Origin of the sequence: Oceanobacillus sp. CFH 90083, from assembly GCF_009389585.1 — a bacterium.
In the GTDB taxonomy this organism is placed as follows: Bacteria; Bacillota; Bacilli; order Bacillales; family Amphibacillaceae; genus Oceanobacillus.
The window spans coordinates 1-18726 of the sequence record NZ_VIYG01000020.1 but is presented as its reverse complement, the minus strand read 5'-3'; the positions used below and the strand labels follow the sequence as shown (position 1 = coordinate 18726).

Genomic DNA, 18726 nt, shown 5'->3' with positions numbered 1-18726 from the left:
ACCGCCTCCAAATAAAAAAGACATCCGTCGTGGATGCCTTGATTGGTTTATTATAATCCTAATAATTCCTTTTTCTTTATCGCAAACTCTTCCTCAGTGATAATGCCTTGGTCGAGAAGATTTTTATATTCCAGTATTTTCTCAGTTTCATTTATGGTATTTTGTTGTTCTTCTTGCTTATGTTCATCACATATTAACTGCAGTTTTGATATACTTTGTTGCGCATATTCAACTGCTTGTAAGTATTCTTGAGAATTCTTTTTCGTTGGCTTAGCAATAAAAGTAATATACCTAATTTTAGCGTTGTATTTGTCATCTGGATTGACTAAATCTAATTTCATTTTCATAGTTGTGCAAATGCCTTTGCTCTTCTTTCCTCCAGTAACAGCCCCTACAACTGCACCTGTTTGACCAAATAACACACCTCCGGCTATTGCTCTTCCGAGACCACCGCTGGTTACTGTTTCACCATCTTCAAGTAACTCAAAGCTTTTAATGTCTTTATAATTTATAAATGTATTATAATCAGTCGGATCGAAAGGCGATGCTGGAATTAATAATTTTTCATTTGTATCATCAAAATGTACTGCTGTACCTAATTTTTGATTAGCTTTGAAATCTAATAACTCAATACCCTTTTGCCCAGAGCCGGCTATTCCTTTTTTAACATCGTCTATTGATAGTTCTTTAAGCTTAAACCTTTGTTTAACACCTAATTTTGCTTTATTTAAACAAATATTGCAGACAATATTACCGTCACCGAGTTTTCCTGCTTCCAGCCAAACCACTCCAATCGATTCACCACAAATCTTGCAACTATTCACTTTTAGATCTCCCCCATATCTAGTTTAAGTAAATTTTACCATAACCACAGAAAAAGGGATAGAGGCTGGATTTGATCCAACCTCTCAAGATATGGGTGACGCAAAACGTCAATACTACACATTAAATAATTGATTTTACGCATAGATATAAAATGTGTATTTAGGTCAAAAACCTATGCTAACACTATAAAACAGATAATCAATAGTTACCAGTCACTTTGTGAGTGAACATAAATGATACATTTCTATAAACTTGATTCGCTTCACGATATCAGCGTGTATTTTGCGTATATGGCTGGCGCTATAATTCAATTCTACTGCAGCAACTTCAAGGCTTTTGCCCTCTACATACTTCTTGAAAAGTATCTTGTTATCCAGACCGTCAAACATTCGAATTAAATTTTCTGCATCATACTGATCGTTCATTTTACAGGCAAGCTCGTACTCAATTTCTGCTATTTTTTCTTCTAACCCTGAAGCTATTGACTTCTCTTTGAGTTTTAATCCGTATAGATCGCCCTGCACCCATCGCCTCAATTCTCTCTTTTCACGTTGTAGCCTATATTCCAGATAGTCTATTTCATTGGATAAGTTCTGATAGTCTTTCAGCCATTCATACATACGCTCACCCACCTTTTACATTTTCAATCCGTGCCTTAACAGCTTCTAGCAGTGCATCCTGTCCGGCTGTCTTATCTTCCAATCTCGCTGCCACTATTTCATCAATCGTGTCAGCAGCAACTAAATGATGAATAACAACTCGCTCTTTTTGACCTTGGCGGTCTAGTCTGGCATTCGCTTGCTGGTATAATTCCAGTGACCAAGTTAGCCCAAACCAAACAACATTATGGCCTCCATCCTGCAAGTTGAGACCGTGGCCAGCTGAAGCTGGATGCGTTAAAAGCAGCGGTATTTCTCCTTTGTTCCACTTCGCAATATCCTCAGGACCTTCTAACTTTTTTGCCTCTGGGAACCGTTCAAGAATCCGTGATAGATCATGCTTATACGTATAGAAACAAAGAATCGTTTTGCCGTTCGCTGCTTCGATCAAGTCTTCTAATGCGTCTAGTTTTGCCTCATGAACCTCTTGTACATCTTTGTTTTCGTCATAAACCGCCCCATTTGCAAGTTGCAACAGTTTATTAGACAGGACAGCAGCTGTATCAGCCGTCACATCACTATCCTCAAAAGGCAGCAGTAAATCTTTTTCTAACTTCTCGTATTTCTTCCTAGTAGAAGCTGATAAATTGACTGGAACTATTCTTTCAATTCGCTCCGGGAGATCCAGCCAGTCTTTCGCACTCATACTGACACAGATATCAGAAATTTTGTCATAAACACGAGATTCGGCTTCTTTTTTCTGTTTCCATTCGTAGACTACGTGGCCGTCTCTTTTCCCTGGATCAAAATATCTATCTCGATAGCCGGTGATGGTTTTTCCTAATCGTTCTCCTTGATCTAGCAAGTACAGCTGTGCCCATAGATCATGCAGACCATTTGGGCTTGGCGTTCCAGTCAGCCCTATAATACGTTGCATTAAAGGTCTTACCCGGCGCAATGCTCTGAATCTCTTGGACTTGCTAGACTTAAAACTGGATAGCTCATCAATCACTACCGTATCGAAAGGCCACTTACTGCCGGTCATACTCACCAGCCAGGGGACGTTTTCTCGATTGATAACATAAACATCTGCTTCTGCCTTTAATGCTTTTTCCCTCTGTGCCCGGGAACCTAAAATTTTTGAAATAGTAATGTGCTGCAGGTGATTCCACTTTTCTGTTTCCCGGCTCCAGGTATCCTGTGCTACCCGTAACGGTGCTATAACTAATATTTTTCCTGCATCAAAGTACGTATTCTTCAACTCTTCCAAGGCCGTTAAGGTGATAACCGTCTTTCCTAATCCCATGTCCAGGAATAATCCTGCAGCTGGCGTATCAATAATTTTTTGTATTGCGTACTCCTGGTATTGATGGGGTACAAACTCCATTAATCATCACCTCTCACCATATCGATAAAGTCATCCACCTTTTGCTTTGTATTCAAAACATAAGCTTCATGACCTCTAGCCCGTAACTCGTCAAGTCTTTTCCGCTGCAAGGGACTTGGCACACCGTCAGGAGCTTTCATTTCTACAAAGACAGTTCGCCCTTTGGGCAAAATGCAGATACGATCCGGAACTCCTCTTCTTCCTGGGGATATCCACTTGAAACATAGCCCCCCTAACTGTTCAATTTTATTTTTTAGTCGATCTTCTAATTGTTTTTCTTTCATAATTATCACCTCATTTTATTTAGACAGCAGGACACGATTACGCGCGTATACAGATGAAATTAATTTAACCTTATAATTTAACACTTATTTTTATTTATAGAATTAATACTAAATTCGATGTCCCTCCTGTCCATATAGCATTTAATTCCTTGATACGACTGAACTTATGAATGGACAGGGAAACGGACAGCAGACTCTTTTTGCTGTCCGTGCTGTCCGCTTAAAAATATTTTATCGGACAGCACGGACAGGACTGGACAGCAGCATTTGGACTTACTGTCCGTCTTTCCGTTCAAATGCGGTTTGTTTTCCGTATCCTTTGAAGGTCTTTCTTACTGGAAGTTCTTCCCATCCTGGCATGTTTCGCATAATCTGCACAAGCTCTTTTGCCCGCCAGTTTTCCATATCATTCTTCTTGCCTCCTAGACATTCCACCCATAACTGCGCTGCACAAACACGCTGTCTGTATTCCGGCTCGTCCATAAAATCTTCCTGGATGGGTGTTTCTAGAAATTCCTGAATCAGTCCGATTCTTGGGTTTTCTTCCATATGTGCTTCCTGAATAACTTTCGCTTTTTCTTCAATAAGTGCTGGAAGTACAAGACTTTCACCTTGTTTACAATAATGTTTTGCCTCAGCCCATATCTGTCCTATTTCCTCATCTGATAAATAGGGCGTATCGGCGTCTTTATAAAACACGCTCTTAGTCGCTTCAGCTGGGGTCAACGTAACCGGCCAAAATCGTCTATTCCCCGTCTTGTCTTTTAGAAAATCATAGTTATTTGTCGTTCCGAAAAAGATACACTTCCGGGGAAACTCTGAAACAACCCTATCATAAGCCACACGGTACATATCTGTTGTTTTGGAAGCAAAAGCCTTTATTTCTTCTACTTCTGCCTTTTTCATATTTTCTAACTCTGCAAATTCAAACACCCAGGAACTCTGCAGGTATTCCCCAGCTTCCTTTGAATCAAAATTCTTTAAGGAATCGGAGAACCATGGACCTCCCATTTTTGCAATAAGGGAGCTTTTCCCGCAGCCTTGCGGACCAACCAACACAAGGATGTTATCAAACTTGGTACCAGGCTCATAGATGCGCCTTACGCCTGCCATAAACATCTTCCTGGTAACTGTACGTACATAGTCGCTGTCTTTCGCTCCCAGATAGTCGATAAAGAGCGTGTCCAATCTTTCCACGCCATCCCATTTAAAAGACTCCAGATAGTCATGTATAGGATGAAAGCTATTTTTTCGTGATACGTATGTTAAAGCATCCATAATAACACCTTGTCCTTTCAATTCGTGATATTTCCCCAGCCAGTGCCTTAATTGAGCATCATCAGCACCTAGCCATGGATCATGACTGCTTAACGGACTTTTCTTCCGCCAAGGTAAGTCGCCAAGTATAACCTCTCTATTCTTAAAATCATCATACGCCAGGATCCTTTTTAAGCTTCCATTAGATAGAAGCAACTCCGCATTTTTAGCATTGCCTACTAAGTTTCCTTGTTTGGTATAAGCCAGTTCATCTTTCCAAGCATCCGGATCCATTTCTTCTTCATCTTCTATCTCGTTAGCAAAATCTTCATTAATACTTGCTTCTCTTTTATCCATCAGCGCCCGTTTAATCTCTGGAAGCTCGTAGATAAATTCCTGCATGGCTGCATAAGACGGATATTTAATACTTGGCGTATTCTTTTTGACGTTGTCGTCCATATCGCCAAACTTATGCAGCCGAACCAGGTCAAATAGATTTTTACTGTGACCGTCTGCAACAGGATCACTATCTTGGTGACTGTAAGCAAGTGCCTGGTCAGGAAATACTTCGAGACCATTTGCAGAGGATCCATGAAGATAGGTGAACCGATTCTCCATCGACCCCTGTTCATACTGATCAGATAGAAATTCCTCTATCCCCTCGTCAATCGGATACGTCTGACAGAATAATCCGACCACGCCACGCTTTTCAGTAGGATCCTGTTGCTTCATTCCATTTAATACGAGTGTTTTACTTTCTTCCTCGTGCCTTGGCCATTCAGCAATATCAGTCCAGTCAACGTATTCAGCCAGCACGTCATCCACATTAAGAGGATCACCTTCAAAAACTTCAAAGGCCGGTTCAGCGTCTTTAGAACAACTGGGGAAATACATCAAACGGTGAACTTGAAATGTCGTATGGTCAAAATAATCCATGCCGATATTTTGAGCCAGTTTACGGCTAACTGCTGCATACTCGTCCAGCTGCATTTCTCTATCTGCAGGTATAACTAGACGATATTTCTGCCGGTCCTCACGGTGACTGTGCGTACTGTAGATGAGATAATCGGTACCGCCCAGGATTAAATCGACATCCAGCATAAAATCGTCATCAGCATAATCGGCATCCAGTGTAATAAGCCAACGGCTTTCTATATTTACTTTCTTTCGGCGGCCACTCCGGATGAGCCCGCCTACAAAGGCAGGGCCATCCTTAATAGCACCTTGTTTTTCTTTGGAGAGTTTGTCGTATTCGGCCATCGTTTCATCTGTCCGGCGAAGTTCAAGCGTATGGATGAACTCGTCCCACTCCAGGAAGTCCGTCGTCCAGTTTTTGTCTGACCGATTACGACCAAAGGAAATTTCAAGCATAGTTGTCTACTCTCCTTTCATTTAAGCTGGTATCTTTCTTCTCTTGCGTTTAGGCTGTAGCATCTCAGCAGCAAAATTATGCATAAACTCGGCAACCTCTTTTGTCTGACCGCGGTTACGGTGCCCACGGCATTGAAATACCTTTCCGTCTCTGATCTCTGCAGTGTAGAAAGGGATGTCTGGAGCAACTAATCTGCGAACGACAAAGATGTTTGTCTCGCCCTTTGCATAACGTTCAGTGTACTGTCCAACACAATGATGCAGTATCTTACCTTCCTCAAATAGTTCAATGCTAGATGCTGCAGGTCGGATAAATAGACCATCTTTCGAAAAGGAATAATGGTCTAAATACGGAAGTCGTTCGGCAATTTGAGCGTTTAGCTCTGCGTCCACTTTTACCTTCATCCGTTTTGTAGTAGCGATATGCGCATCACGTAAATTGTTAGGCCATTTCACACTATCTTTAGATAGATCCATCCCAAGGTCTCTGGCTTCGTGCCAGTAGTCTCTTAAATCCAATAGTACGGATTGAGGGCTAGTATCTTGTTTATCCACCTGCTTCAAAGTGTATTTAGCGAGAGGTCCTAACGGTTCCCCCAGTTCTGCAGCCTTTCCAACAAAGTTGAAGATTCCAAACCACGAAGCTTGCGCAAAACTTATAGGGTGTCCAGCTTTTTTAAATTTATGATAAGAGTGCAACGTAGCTGGCTCTGGTGCAATACCTTCTTTTTGTAACTGCTTTAAATCTGCCTTAGAAAGCCTAGTGACTTTTTCCAGCGTCTTACCATTCCAATTAATAGCGCCATACGTCCGATCACCTTGAATCTTGGCTTTCACACAGGAATGGAAACCAATTTTAGTTAGATATTCGATGCACCCATATCTGGCTGCTAAGTCAAAGAAGTGGACTAAATCCTCTCTATCGAATATGTCCTTATACTGTTCCCACGTACTATATTGAAATGGCGTACCTTTAACCACATCTCGTATCTTGTCATAAGAGACATAGAGTTTTTTATAACGCATGGTACCTGGAATCTCTGATCGGATATTTTTCAATTTAGTCCATTTATCCCTCCAGGAGGCATAGAAGCGCTGTTCACTATAGCCTGGCTCAAATAGATAGGATGTGACTGTACCAAATACAAGTTCTCCTTTGTAGTTATCAAAGTGAATACCTACAAGTAATCCTACTGCTACGATTGCAGCCGGATTGATTTGCGATTTCTCGTACCATACAACATAAGCTTCATTGTATAAATTCTTACGACCTCTGCCAGCACTTTTTACAGTAACTAAGGACTGGCAGTGACTGCATACAGTTTGCTGATTGTGCTTCAATGCTCCTTTAACGTGCGGATAGTTTGTTGTATACTCCTGCCGGCAATGAGAGCAAAAGCCGTACTGAACCTTTTTCTCCCGACGAACAAATAGATAGCGATCTTCTTCAAACACCACGTTTTTTACGTAATCTATTAATTCCTGACTGACAGTTTTCGAAAAGTGATCTTTAAATTCCAATTCATCTACCTCCAAGATTCACGTTTATCACTAGATCTGTTTCTTGACTACCGACAACTACAGGGGCATCATCCTTGCCCTTAATGCCGAAGTAGTCACATACTACGGCAAAGCCTTCTGCATCTGTCAGCATTGCCATATTACCGACTTTCTTCTTTTCAGCAACTTTCCGCATGGCGTCCAGACTGCCTTTTATTGATTTGTCTTTTTCCTCTAGCTTCTTGGCATCTGCCGGATTCTCTTTTAAGTGATCCAGCAGATAGTTGCCTATTAAAGTGACATACGGATTATTTTCCTTTTTCATTTCATCCTGCAGTTTTTTCATTTGAATACACTCCTTTAAATTTCAATCTCCGGAAAATCTGCATTATATGGAAAGTGTTCAGACAGGTCATACAGAACTGCTTTTCCTCGAGTAGACCCATCTGGAGAACGATAAGTTAAAATAAGCTTGTCTCCCTGTACAGATTCATTCACGGCATAGCCTTTTAGCTTTCGTAACATGGCCCGATAAACTTTTTGATTAATAACAATATTTTTTACCCTGGCCGGCTGCATAACCTTTAATCCGAATCGTTTAAGGTAGCGTTCCATCTCCGCAATTTCACCATCAATCCTTGTCGCTTCCACTTTTCCCACACGCTTACGATGTTGCTTTAAAACCCTAAGCCGATGACGTTTAGCATCTAACATTTCCTTATGAGCGCCCATTACGTACTACCTCCTAGCCGGATATATTCTAAAAGCAAGTCATGCTGTTTCTGTAGGTTTTCTTTCTTACTGTTATCCAGCAGGTCATCCCGTTCCTGAATAAGTCTCTGCACGTCTCTATTTAGTTGCTTCAGCAATTTATCTCGCTCTTTTACTTTAGATTGTTCTTGCTGGAGTCTCTCATAGAAGCCCTGTCTATCTGCTTTCAGAGTTCCGATAGCTTTTTGGTGCTGTTCCAATTCTTGTTTTAGAATACTTATCTGTTCATTAAGGTCTTTAGCTGTTTGTTCCGCCATACTCTCACACTCCTCTGTCATTTGATTGTGCTGATACGCCACTGTGCTATAACTGACTCCGACCTCTTTTGCGATTTCTTTACGAGTAAGGTTTCCTTCTTTTAATAAGTTCTTAATTTCTGCCTTTATCTCCGGCTCGATCTTAGTTCTACTTTTCGTTACCAGTCCGTGCTCGGACAGGTATCTTTCCAGTGTAGAAATGGACATTTTCATTGCCTTAGCAATACGTCTCCGGTCAACTTCTTTTCCAAGTAGCCACTTAATATCCGATGCAGTTAAATCTCTTTCTTTTGTAAGCAGCTTATCTACTTTAGCAGCTGTTTTGGCTTCTCTGTCTGCAACCTGCTTCCTTAACAATTCCAGTTCATCAGCTGATAGGAGGCTTTCAGATTCATTCAATCTAATCACCGTCCTCTTTCATGAGCTTATTACTAAGCTGCGTATACGCATCTACTGCTTCATCACGCTGGATAGATACCTTATGATAATCAATCAGTAATTCAGCGTTTTCCTGCTGCAACCGATCATTTTCGTCACTCAAATTCTTATTTTCATGCGCCATATAGAGGGCAACCACAACTAAATACACAAGTATTAAATAAAAAGCTAAATTTAAAATCCTATTCGTCATGCAACCCCTCCTAATCAATCTTTAATGTAATAATCCGTCTCATAGCCATCTGCAGCTAAAGGCAAATCCTTTGCCCAGCTGACAGGCTGGCCCATGATATCTGTAATCTCTTTTAATCTGCCTTCTTTTTTAGGAGCATCTATTACTGCCTCATCATGAACGTGCATGACTATCTTATAGCTGGCTTCTTCCAGTCTGATAAGTGATTCTCCCAGGCAGTCTCTTGCAATAGCCTGGACAATGTTCTCCACCAGTTTGCCCCCATAGGTGCCTATCCGTTCCATCCCGGTGCTTCCTGGTCCTTCATAGGTCAGTTCGTCCTTTCCTTCAAACTTCTGATGAGGCTGGATTCTTGGCCGAACATAAGCTAACTTCCTGCCGGATGGCAGTTGAATAAATAGAGTTCCAGATTCATAGATAAATTTGATACCTTTTGCTCCAGTTACGGTAGTTTTCCCGCGAACTGCAGCAAGCGCATTTGCTTCTGTGTCGTACCACAACTGCCTGATTTTTGGATTAGCATCACGCCAAGCCCTAACAAGCACGGGAAGTTCATCTTCTTCAATACCCATATCCAGCGCACCCATTTGGATTAATGCACCTGGACCACCTTGATAACCAAGTGCCAGCTCTGAAACTTTTCCTTTTTGACGTAACGGGCTTCCTTTATCAATTTCCTCTATTGGTACATTAAACATAGTAGAAGCAGAGGCCTCATAGATTTTTCCGTGTGATTTAAAAACTTTTAATCGCCATTTCTCATCTGCAAGCCATGCAATCACTCTCGCCTCGATTGCTGAGAAGTCAGATACATACAGGACATTGCCGGGCGTCGGAATGAAAGCCGGTCTTAACAGCTGCGACAACGTGTCCGGAACATCACCGAACAGAATCTCTAATAAGTCAAACTCACCTTGTTTTAAAAGATCTCTGGCCAATGACAAGTCCGGTAATTTATTTGAACGTAGGTTTTGGATTTGCACCAACCGCCCCGCCCATCTGCCTGTACGATTCGCACCATAGAACTGCAAGATGCCTCGTACTCTGTTATCGTTGTTGACTACCAAACGCATCTTGTCAAATTTGGTAACAGAAGTTCTGCCAAGTTCTTGTCGAATCTCAAGCGCTTCCTGAACAACCGGATTGTCTGCCTTTTCTATCAGTCCAGGAACCGTATCTTTTGTGAGGCTCTTGACGTCCTCTCCAGTCTCTTGTTTTAGCCATTTTTTAAGCTGCGGAAGGCTGTTCGGATTATTTAATCCAGTTACTTCTGACGCACGCTTTAAAAGCCGTTGACGGTACTGCTTATCACAGGCAATAGCCTGCTGTACTAATTCTTTATCTAAATAGACGCCTCTATCGTTAATGGTTTGATCTACCTGCCATAATTTATTTTCCTGTTTAGGGATAGGGAACTTCGCAAGCTTTTTACGAATCTCTCTTTCTACCACAACATCCTGCCGGCAATACTCTTTATACATCTGCCATTTTTCCGGATCGTGATGCGGATAATTTCTTGTACGTCCACCGTTTGCTTTGGTGGGCTTGCACGGGACAGAAAAATATTTAATGAGATTTTTACCCTTTTGATCCTTTTCTACATCTAAATTCATCGCTTTGGCCACACCATCAAGATAGTTAGGTAAACCTAACATCAAGGCGTGAACGGAACTGCACTGCCATTGAACAGGATCCATATTTAAGCCGAAATGTTTTGCAATGGTTGTTCTTTCAAAGTTAGCGTTAAACGCTGTCTTTAAAACGTTCGGGTGGGTTAATGCCTGCATAACCTTGATAGGAACATCTTCAAAGTCTGTTAAGTCAATAACGGTTACCGGATTATCATCAAAAGCATAAGCAAAGAGCAATATTTCAAAGTCCGGGTCTTCTACATATTTATAAACGCCAGTTTTGATTAAATTCGTACTGGAATAAGTTTCTACATCGATTGCCAACGTAGCCACAAGCTATCTACCTCCAGGAGATTAATAGAAAGAGGGAGTAAAAACTCCCCCTGATTAATTTAAAAAGTCGTCCACTTCCTCGTCATCATCTAATTCCGGCAGGTCGTCAAAGTCATCTTCTGCACGGCTGCGACCGCCTAAGAAGTCCCCATCTTCCCACTTCTGTATATTATTAAGTCCTACTGCGATGCCTTTATTGCCGTTTGTGTCGAATGGGTAGAAGTTAATCGAAACTCGCACATAGCAACCGCTGTACACTTCCGTTGTATCAATAATCTCGTCCCGGTTGCGGTCAACGATGCCTGGTTTATTATTAGACGATGCATTTAGGAAATAATGTCCTTCGTAAGCCTCGCCTTTCTCGTCTGCTTCGTCATCACCATCACGAACAGGAGTGTGAAGGTTCTTAGGAATTTTACCGCCCCATCTCTCATTTTTGCCTAGCTCTTTGGCTGCTTCTACAGCTGCCTTGATTTTCTTCATCGTGTTCTTGTCCGTTTTAGGGATAAGAATAGATGAACTATACTTTTCAGCTCCGCCGTTGATAGACTTCGGCTCCCAGATGTTTGCAAAGCTTAAACGTACCTTTCCTGTGATAACCTTAGTGTCTGTATTTGTAACTGCCATAATTGAAATCTCTCCTCTTATAATTGTTTTTTGTTCCCCATCTTCCTGATGTGTATTGGTCTACTTGGTAATCTGCTATATCCCCCATCAAGACTCACCTTCTTCTTTAAAATCTTCTGCTGCACTTGCTGCAGAAGATAATGCAGGCCGCTTGTCTGATTCCGGAGCAAGGTTCGGTTTGCCTGGCGGCTTGATGATAAAGTCTTTCAGTATAGAATTAAACTGCTTTTTGCCAAGTGCGTCCTGCATAGCAGTAATGCCTTTTAGTTCAGCCGGCTTATGAATTTCTTCCTCGCTATATCCTTCCAAAATAAGAAGATCTGCAACGGTTTCCCTATCTGAATAGATTCGATTACTTCTGCCTTCAACTACTTTCCATCCAGGGTAGGTGACTCCATGCTTATATGCTTGAGATAAGGCATGGCCTTCTACGTCATCCACCCATGATTTCAATTCGGATGCCTTGGATAATATCTCTGCTACCTCTCCTGCGCTTAACAGAGCAGGATCCTTAAATTCGTGTTGTGCTAACTCTAAGTTAGCCTCTGCCCTTACTCGGCATTCAGCCCGTGCTTTACAAAATTTGCAGTGAACTCCGGCTACGAATAGCTCACTGCCGGCTGCTGCTTTTTCCGCAGTCGGTTTGACCTCTTCATCAGCCCATTTCAATAAATCATCAGCTGATAGCTCTTCAGTTGAAGCACTGTCCAACCTTGGCTGGACAATCGTCATACGTACCGTTTCAATGCCATAAAGCATGTCATAATCATTAAATGCACCTAGACCATACAGGCGCATCTGACTGTTGTTCTCAGCTGATACCGGCACGCCTTTGCCGTATTTAAGGTCAATAACTTCAATTACTCCATCAGCAATGATAAGGACATCGCCTGTGCCAAATCCTTCCGGAACCCACTTTGAAAAATCAAGACGCTGTTCCAGTAAGACCTGGGCATCAGGTGTCTCTGCCCTTGCAGCATTGACACGTTCCATCACAATGTCTGTGTAATCATCACAGTAGTCATACATGCCCTGGCTATAATACTCGCCTTCCTTGTGCTTTGACAATTGAGCAGTGAACTTCTTTTTGGTAAGCTCACCAAGTTTGTGCTGCAAGATGAGTTCCGATAATTCATGCGCTGCCGTACCTTCTTCCGCAAACTTAGAAGTAGTATCTGGATAATTGCTTTCCAGTGCTACGCTGCCTGGGCAAGCAAGCCACCGGCTGGAACCGGAGGCGCTTAACCTGGCATGCGCTCTTTCTGCATGGCTCATAGCTCATCCAACTTTTCAATAAAGTCAGCACGCTGATCTTCCGGAATCTTAGATATTGCGGTGACGCCAAACTCGGCAAGAAGGTCTTTAACCTCATCTCGTTTACCAGCCTTAGATGTCTCTGCAGTTTTCGCACGAACTTCTTCAACAGTTGGTACGGAATCCTCTTTTTCATCAGGCGCTTCTTGTTCAGCAATACCTTTGTCGTATTCTTTTTTAGAGATAGACTTAGCGTCAGTAAACCCTGGTTCAGTCGGTATCTCATCGCCTTTTTTGAAAGCAAGGTACGAGTCGCTTTCTTCATGGTAGTAATAGCTGGCACGACTAAATGTTTTAGGCTCTTCTTTTTTCTCCTGCTTCTTATCTTCTTTCGCTTCTACCTTTTTAGCAGGCTCTTCCTTCTTTGCAGGTGCTTCAACAACTGGTGCTGACCCCATAGCAGCAGCAAGATTATTTACAGCTTCAACTAATTCCGGTGCTTGTACATTAACTTCAATTTTCATAAATGATTCCTCCTAAAATTTTGTTTATTCGCTTACCTCTACAACCGACTTCGTAAATTCTTTAAATCGAACTTTGATAAATTCGACTAAAATGAGATACTCTTCTGCATATTGGTTCTCTCCATGCGTACCTTTCACAGCACGTTCAAATTCCCCAAGCGTCCCCTTAAAACAACCACGTTTAACTTCAATCTCACTTGATTTAGTTAAGAAGGCAGTGAGCGTTCCGCCCTCGGATCCCACGGATGAAAACCACACGATATGTCTCTGGGATGATACCCATGCATTGCCGGATACCGCAGCATTGCCGGATACCCTTGCATTGCCGAATACCCTTGCATTGCCGGCTACCTCTGCATTGCCGGATACCTCTGCAGTGCCGGATACCCTTGCATTGCCGGATACCCTTGCATTGCCGAATACCCTTGCATTGCCGGCTACCTCTGCATTGCCGGATACCTCTGCAGTGCCGGATACCCTTGCATTGCCGGATACCCATGCAAGGGTATCGTGAGCAAGGTTTGATTCTTTTTCAATCCATCCGCCTAATTCTCCCGCATCTACATTGCCGAATGATCTAATAGCCTTGATACGGTATAGCGTTAACCCAAAATGCTCTTTCTTCTCTTCCGTTAACGTAAACTTTTTCATTTGAAAATTTGCCTCCCATTTTTAACCGCTATATGCTACAATAACGGTACGTAGTGTTTTTTAAGCTCACTGATTGCCGTCAGTGGGTTTTTCTTTTCGCGGTATTCCATGCTGTTCCTATCAGTTCGCTCCAATCCCAGTAAACCGTTGTCCTATCATCAAATTGGATAATTGGAGAACCATGTATCGTTGTAAATAACTCTACTTTTCGCTCTTTTCCTTCATCATCTTTGATCGTTGCGCTACCTTGTGACACCCTCATAAGCAACTTGTTTTCCGGTAAAATATTAGGCATTATCGTTCACCTCCCTTCAAGTTAATTGCAATCCTCGCAGTCTCTTGGATAGCCAGGGTCGTCTCCATCAACTAAGGCTCCGCAACACTGACAAAGATACCCTTCAAAAACTAATTCCGCGGTATCCCCCACCTTTATGCCTCCTCCCCTGGAACCTTAAAATCGAAATTGAAACCCTCTACTGGACGTTGTAACTCATTGATAATTGCTTGCCAAATGTTACTTCTACGGATAACCAGCTGAAAGAACTCGTCACCGTCCTTGAATTTCTCAATAATCGAAACGTTATTGCAGTTCAACCAATAGCGATCTCGCTTTCTATAAATGAAAAATAAGATGTTTTGAAGATGTTCCCGATCCATGCCTTTCAATTCGTGGATAGTGCCTTCTCCATCGATCCACGTAGTGCGGTTTAACACGGCCTCTGTTTTATAAGGATCGGTCTTTTTACTCTTGCCGGCAGTGATCTTTAAACAAGCATAGTCAGGATTTATTGAAATGTGACTATCGACCTCTAATCCTTCTGACCATATTTGACTCATTCCGCTTTCTAAACACATATCTGCAAATTCTCCCATGTAAAAACTCCCTTCAATAATGAATAAGACTTAAAAATAAAAACCCTGCTGCAGCTGCAAACATTACATTGAAGTAGAAATCCAGCTTGTCCATCAAAACATGTTCCTCCGGATCTCTTCATTAGCAGCTACTGATACATCAGCATCGATCTTTTTGCGATGCAGCATTTCAAGCTTTGCATATGCCGTACTCATTTCAGTAAAAATGGCTTCTTTCATTTCAAACTGTGCATTTTCAACTACGTCAAAACATTTCACACTTGCTGTTGAAAACCGCTTAATTTCCTCAAATACTTGAGGCATGTCCTCAGTTAAAAAATGATTAGTTAGTGACATGGTTAACCTCCTTTGAATATTTGATTGAAATTCTTATCCAAGAACTCTGCCATCTTGTTTGCTTGAAAACTCCAAATTTGTCCTTTTGATCTCGGATAGTAAACAAAACCGCCGTTTTCTACATCAAGAATCTTTTTGAAACGAGTGGGATACAATATATTCTCTTTTATCCAGACCTGTTTCCTTCCAACTTTCTCTTCCAAATCTTTCATGGTCCAATATACTCCAGATAATGATTGATCTTTAAGCTCTTGCAACTCAACCCTGCTAATGACTACTTGGTCGTCCGGAACAGGTATAGAAAGATTAACGGTAAGATGCTGCATAGTAACTACTCCTCTTCCATCTCTAAAATTTCTGAAATTCTTCCTTTGTACTTTTTACCTGGCCGAGTACCTTTTAGAATTTCACCTAAATAGTAAGGAGATATTCCCAAATCTTTTGCTAGCTCGGCCATAGAAATTCCTTTTATCAGCATGATTTTTCTTGCTTCAGCTCCAAACTCTGAATAGTTCAACTTTACATCTCCTTTGCATCGTATTGGCGTTGCAACCGCCATGTTTTTGCTATAAGTCTGTACAAGGTGCACCGTCGTTGGCTCGGTGCCACAGCGCAAATTATTAAAGAATTAACTAAATATCAGCATATTATCTTGACAAAAATTAAAGAAGTTTGTAGAATATAGACATAGCTAAATAAGACTTTAAAAAGCCTGTAATATCACATTTTTGAAAGCTCCCCAGCGTTAAAAATGTATTTAGATATGTCGTATTTTTTGTTGTCTTTTTTTGCTGAATAAATAGCTTACTTAGAGTATATTAAAGAACTTTATAGAAGTCAATAATTTTAATTAAAGAATTCTTTAATTTATTCCTGTGAGCTCCAAGGATGGTTGATATGACTATATTTGATAAGGTTAAAAAACTTTGTAAAAGTCGAGGAATAACAATAACTGAATTAGAAGAAAAGGTCGGATTCGGTAGAAACTCAATGTATTCATGGAAAAAGAATAAACCGTCTACCGATAAACTGGAAAAAGTAGCTGATTACTTTAATGTAACTACTGATTACCTTTTAGGAAGATCCCTAAAATCAATTGTCGAAAATGAGCTAAGTGCGAAAAATTGGAAATATGAAGATTTAGCAGTTAACACAGGACTAAAGCTTACGTATCTCCAAGCGCTCGATAGAATCATCCCCGGCATGGAAGATTATAAAGCTGTAGAAATTATAGCCGAAGCTCTTGAAATAAATAAAGTTAGTCTTACTAAAGCTCTATCTCGTCAGGAACCACCTTTGTGCGATAACTCTATACCTACTAGCACAGTAGCTGAAGATTTCGTAGAGTATGAAACCATCGCAGCCCACCATGACGGCGAGGCTTGGACTGATGAGGAACTTGAAGAACTAGAAAGATTTAAAGAATTCATGCGCTCAAAAAGGAATAAAAAGGAGTAGATTCATGTACGAGTGTCTATTAAATCACGCTTACAGAAATAGTATAGATGTTTATGAAACACAGATGAAAGGGAGAATTAAAGGGTTGTACGGCAATAATATCATCTGGCTCAATAAATCACTTCTGAATTCTTCTGCCAAAAAAGCTTCTGTTCTTTCAGAGGAATTAGGTCATTACCACACTTCAGTTGGGAATATAACAGACCAAACAAACTTGTCCAACAGAAAACAGGAGCTGCGAGCCAGGATCTGGGCGTATGAAAAAGTAGTTCCTCTATATAAAATAGTACAAGCTCACCAGCAAAATATTAAAAATGGATTTGAGTTTGCTGAATACCTGGGTATTACTGAAGATTTTCTATCGGCGGCTTTAATGAGATACCAGAACAAGTATGGGCTATCTGTTGATTATGATAAATTCACTATCTATTTTGACCCTTTAAAGGTGGTTGAATCGGTTAGCCATAAAAATTTTTACACTTAAAAAGAACATACATTCCTAAAAGGAGGATTAGCATGGCTACATTTCAAAGAAGAGGAAAAACATGGCAGTATACTATTAGTCGATATACAAACAAAAAGTATGACCCAATTCGGAAAGGAGGTTTCCGGACAAGGGAAGAGGCTAAAGTAGTGGCTGATGAAATCGAATATAAAATGAACACTGGGCAACGTATAGGCATTGAACCTAAACCAATAGCAAAATACTTTGAGGATTGGTATACGATTTACAAAACTGATATTGCCCCTCAGACATTAAGTCATTATAAAGATACGCTAAGGTATATCAAAGATCATTTTGGTGAAGAAAAAACGATTCAGAAAATTACCAGGGACGACTACCAATTATTTTTAAATGATATCGGAAAGAAATATGCTAAAGAAACAACATCTAAAGTACATGGGCATATTAAAGCAGCAGTTGATCATGCTGTAGAAGATGAATTAATACGGGTAAACTTCACTACCAAAGTGAAAGTAACTGGGAAACCTCCCAAAAATAAAAAAGATAAATATATAGAGTTTGGAGAAAGTGAAAAGCTTTACCAAGAGGTATTCAGCAAGTTGAGATCTGGATTAAGCTATTATGGAGTGCTTCTGCTCCTGGTGTCCGGGATAAGGTTTGAGGAGCTTGTCGGCTTAACTAGAAATGATTTTGACTTTAAAGCGAATACCATTAATGTAAATAAAGTCTGGGGTTACAATCATAAAATGCCTGAAGGTTTCGGACCTACAAAAAACGAACAATCTACACGATTAATAGGAATAGATCCAAAAGTGATGAAAGAATTTAAAAAGCTGTTCATTCAGATGCCTGACAATATTGAACGGCTTGTCTTTTTCAGTTCACAGTCCAAGTATAAAGTAATAAGCAATAATGCTGTTAACAAATCGCTAAAAAAGACATTGCAAAGTTTAGGTATAAAGAACGAAATCACTGCTCACGAATTGCGACATACACATGCCAGCGCATTAATATATAAAGGAGCATCGATTATTTATATAAGTGAAAGATTAGGACATTCCAGCCCAGATATAACCTATAAACGATATGCACATGTGATGAAAGAGCTTCGTAAAGCAGATGATAGTATAGCAGTTAATATGTATTAAATTGTGCTGCACATGTGTTGCAAATGTGTTGTGAATTTTAAAAACCTATGTTTTTCTATACCATCACCGCTAAATAAAAAATGCTTACGAACGCTGTTATATCAACGCTCATAAGCACATCGACGATTTCTAAAATCATCCTAAATNCTCTTCTGGAGCGGAAGACGGGATTCGAACCCGCGACCCCCACCTTGGCAAGGTGGTGTTCTACCACTGAACTACTTCCGCAAAATGGCTGGGCCACTAGGATTCGAACCTAGGGTACACGGGATCAAAACCCGATGCCTTACCGCTTGGCTATGGCCCATTTATAAAATATATATGTAATGTAATGAAATAAAAAAGGGGCGACCGGTGGGGATCGAACCCACGCGTGCCGGAGCCACAATCCGGTGCGTTAACCACTTCGCCACGGCCGCCATATTGACAGGGGTAGTAGGAATCGAACCCACATCAAAGGTTTTGGAGACCTTCGTTTTACCATTAAACTATACCCCTATAATTTTTAATAAATGGTGGAGGGGGGCAGATTCGAACTGCCGA

The 18726-nt window shown here is 40.9% G+C and carries 23 protein-coding genes and 4 tRNA genes; 3 read left to right on the top strand and 24 right to left on the bottom strand.

The features are described 5' to 3' along the window. Nucleotides 1-50 precede the first annotated feature (50 nt). The 20 genes from FLK20_RS19615 to FLK20_RS19520 form a co-directional block, all read right to left on the bottom strand. Nucleotides 51-824, bottom strand: coding sequence for an SHOCT domain-containing protein (locus FLK20_RS19615; RefSeq protein ID WP_152658283.1), 774 nt, complete (start codon nucleotides 822-824; stop codon nucleotides 51-53). Between the two features lie 213 nt (nucleotides 825-1037). Continuing rightward, the gene (locus FLK20_RS19610) at nucleotides 1038-1445 is read right to left on the bottom strand and encodes a hypothetical protein (protein WP_152658282.1); all 408 of its coding nucleotides are present in this window, start codon (nucleotides 1443-1445) and stop codon (nucleotides 1038-1040) included. A gap of 4 nt (nucleotides 1446-1449) precedes the next feature. Next, entirely contained in the window at nucleotides 1450-2811 is a 1362-nt protein-coding gene (locus tag FLK20_RS19605) for an SNF2-related protein (protein ID WP_152658281.1), read from the bottom strand. Then, entirely contained in the window at nucleotides 2811-3095 is a 285-nt protein-coding gene (locus FLK20_RS19600; protein ID WP_152658280.1) for a VRR-NUC domain-containing protein, read from the bottom strand. Before FLK20_RS19600 ends, FLK20_RS19605 begins: the two co-directional genes overlap by 1 nt. 273 nt (nucleotides 3096-3368) lie before the next feature. Further along, nucleotides 3369-5723, bottom strand: coding sequence for a virulence-associated E family protein (locus tag FLK20_RS19595; protein ID WP_152658279.1), 2355 nt, complete (start codon nucleotides 5721-5723; stop codon nucleotides 3369-3371). 21 nt (nucleotides 5724-5744) lie between these two features. Beyond that, nucleotides 5745-7244, bottom strand: coding sequence for a PcfJ domain-containing protein (locus FLK20_RS19590; protein WP_152658278.1), 1500 nt, complete (start codon nucleotides 7242-7244; stop codon nucleotides 5745-5747). A gap of 1 nt (nucleotide 7245) precedes the next feature. Then, nucleotides 7246-7569, bottom strand: a complete 324-nt coding sequence (locus FLK20_RS19585; protein WP_152658277.1) for a hypothetical protein — start codon at nucleotides 7567-7569, stop codon at nucleotides 7246-7248. 14 nt (nucleotides 7570-7583) lie between these two features. Then, a complete protein-coding gene (locus FLK20_RS19580; protein ID WP_152658276.1) occupies nucleotides 7584-7955 on the bottom strand; it encodes a hypothetical protein in 372 nt (123 codons plus the stop codon). After that, a complete protein-coding gene (locus FLK20_RS19575; protein WP_152658275.1) occupies nucleotides 7955-8650 on the bottom strand; it encodes a winged helix-turn-helix transcriptional regulator in 696 nt (231 codons plus the stop codon). The genes FLK20_RS19580 and FLK20_RS19575 overlap by 1 nt, the downstream gene beginning before the upstream one ends. Nucleotide 8651: 1 nt before the next feature. After that, complete coding sequence (locus FLK20_RS19570; protein ID WP_152658274.1) at nucleotides 8652-8882, bottom strand: hypothetical protein; 231 nt, start codon at nucleotides 8880-8882, stop codon at nucleotides 8652-8654. Between the two features lie 14 nt (nucleotides 8883-8896). Next, nucleotides 8897-10846, bottom strand: a complete 1950-nt coding sequence (locus FLK20_RS19565; RefSeq protein WP_152658273.1) for a DNA polymerase — start codon at nucleotides 10844-10846, stop codon at nucleotides 8897-8899. Nucleotides 10847-10900: 54 nt separating this feature from the next. Then, nucleotides 10901-11473: a DUF2815 family protein gene (locus FLK20_RS19560; protein ID WP_152658272.1), complete on the bottom strand. Its 573-nt coding sequence runs from the start codon at nucleotides 11471-11473 to the stop codon at nucleotides 10901-10903. Nucleotides 11474-11560: 87 nt separating this feature from the next. Beyond that, the gene (locus FLK20_RS19555) at nucleotides 11561-12748 is read right to left on the bottom strand and encodes a DUF2800 domain-containing protein (RefSeq protein ID WP_152658271.1); all 1188 of its coding nucleotides are present in this window, start codon (nucleotides 12746-12748) and stop codon (nucleotides 11561-11563) included. Further along, the gene (locus tag FLK20_RS19550) at nucleotides 12745-13251 is read right to left on the bottom strand and encodes a hypothetical protein (RefSeq protein ID WP_152658270.1); all 507 of its coding nucleotides are present in this window, start codon (nucleotides 13249-13251) and stop codon (nucleotides 12745-12747) included. The genes FLK20_RS19555 and FLK20_RS19550 overlap by 4 nt, the downstream gene beginning before the upstream one ends. A gap of 24 nt (nucleotides 13252-13275) precedes the next feature. After that, nucleotides 13276-13902, bottom strand: coding sequence for a bactofilin family protein (locus FLK20_RS19545; protein ID WP_152658269.1), 627 nt, complete (start codon nucleotides 13900-13902; stop codon nucleotides 13276-13278). 79 nt (nucleotides 13903-13981) lie between these two features. Continuing rightward, nucleotides 13982-14197: a hypothetical protein gene (locus FLK20_RS19540; protein WP_152658268.1), complete on the bottom strand. Its 216-nt coding sequence runs from the start codon at nucleotides 14195-14197 to the stop codon at nucleotides 13982-13984. 134 nt (nucleotides 14198-14331) lie between these two features. Then, nucleotides 14332-14775, bottom strand: a complete 444-nt coding sequence (locus tag FLK20_RS19535) for a hypothetical protein (protein WP_227995169.1) — start codon at nucleotides 14773-14775, stop codon at nucleotides 14332-14334. 93 nt (nucleotides 14776-14868) lie between these two features. Continuing rightward, complete coding sequence (locus FLK20_RS19530) at nucleotides 14869-15111, bottom strand: hypothetical protein (protein WP_152658267.1); 243 nt, start codon at nucleotides 15109-15111, stop codon at nucleotides 14869-14871. Nucleotides 15112-15113: 2 nt separating this feature from the next. Beyond that, the gene (locus FLK20_RS19525) at nucleotides 15114-15437 is read right to left on the bottom strand and encodes a DUF771 domain-containing protein (protein WP_152658266.1); all 324 of its coding nucleotides are present in this window, start codon (nucleotides 15435-15437) and stop codon (nucleotides 15114-15116) included. Between the two features lie 5 nt (nucleotides 15438-15442). After that, a complete protein-coding gene (locus FLK20_RS19520) occupies nucleotides 15443-15628 on the bottom strand; it encodes a helix-turn-helix domain-containing protein (RefSeq protein ID WP_152658265.1) in 186 nt (61 codons plus the stop codon). 380 nt (nucleotides 15629-16008) lie between these two features. Between FLK20_RS19520 and FLK20_RS19515 the strand changes: the two genes are divergently transcribed. From FLK20_RS19515 to FLK20_RS19505, 3 genes are read left to right on the top strand one after another with little or no spacing between them, the layout of a single operon-like run. Further along, entirely contained in the window at nucleotides 16009-16569 is a 561-nt protein-coding gene (locus tag FLK20_RS19515) for a helix-turn-helix domain-containing protein (protein WP_152658310.1), read from the top strand. Between the two features lie 4 nt (nucleotides 16570-16573). After that, nucleotides 16574-17053, top strand: coding sequence for an ImmA/IrrE family metallo-endopeptidase (locus tag FLK20_RS19510; protein ID WP_152658264.1), 480 nt, complete (start codon nucleotides 16574-16576; stop codon nucleotides 17051-17053). Between the two features lie 32 nt (nucleotides 17054-17085). Continuing rightward, nucleotides 17086-18183, top strand: a complete 1098-nt coding sequence (locus FLK20_RS19505; RefSeq protein WP_152658263.1) for a tyrosine-type recombinase/integrase — start codon at nucleotides 17086-17088, stop codon at nucleotides 18181-18183. A 153-nt stretch (nucleotides 18184-18336) separates the two neighbouring features. On the opposite strand, the gene FLK20_RS19500 is transcribed toward FLK20_RS19505, so the two are convergent. The 4 genes from FLK20_RS19500 to FLK20_RS19485 form a co-directional block, all read right to left on the bottom strand. Further along, nucleotides 18337-18411 (bottom strand) — tRNA-Gly (locus FLK20_RS19500). A 4-nt stretch (nucleotides 18412-18415) separates the two neighbouring features. Next, nucleotides 18416-18490 (bottom strand) — tRNA-Gln (locus FLK20_RS19495). 39 nt (nucleotides 18491-18529) lie between these two features. After that, nucleotides 18530-18602 (bottom strand) — tRNA-His (locus FLK20_RS19490). An 8-nt stretch (nucleotides 18603-18610) separates the two neighbouring features. Next, nucleotides 18611-18681, bottom strand: a tRNA-Trp gene (locus FLK20_RS19485). Nucleotides 18682-18726 lie beyond the last annotated feature (45 nt).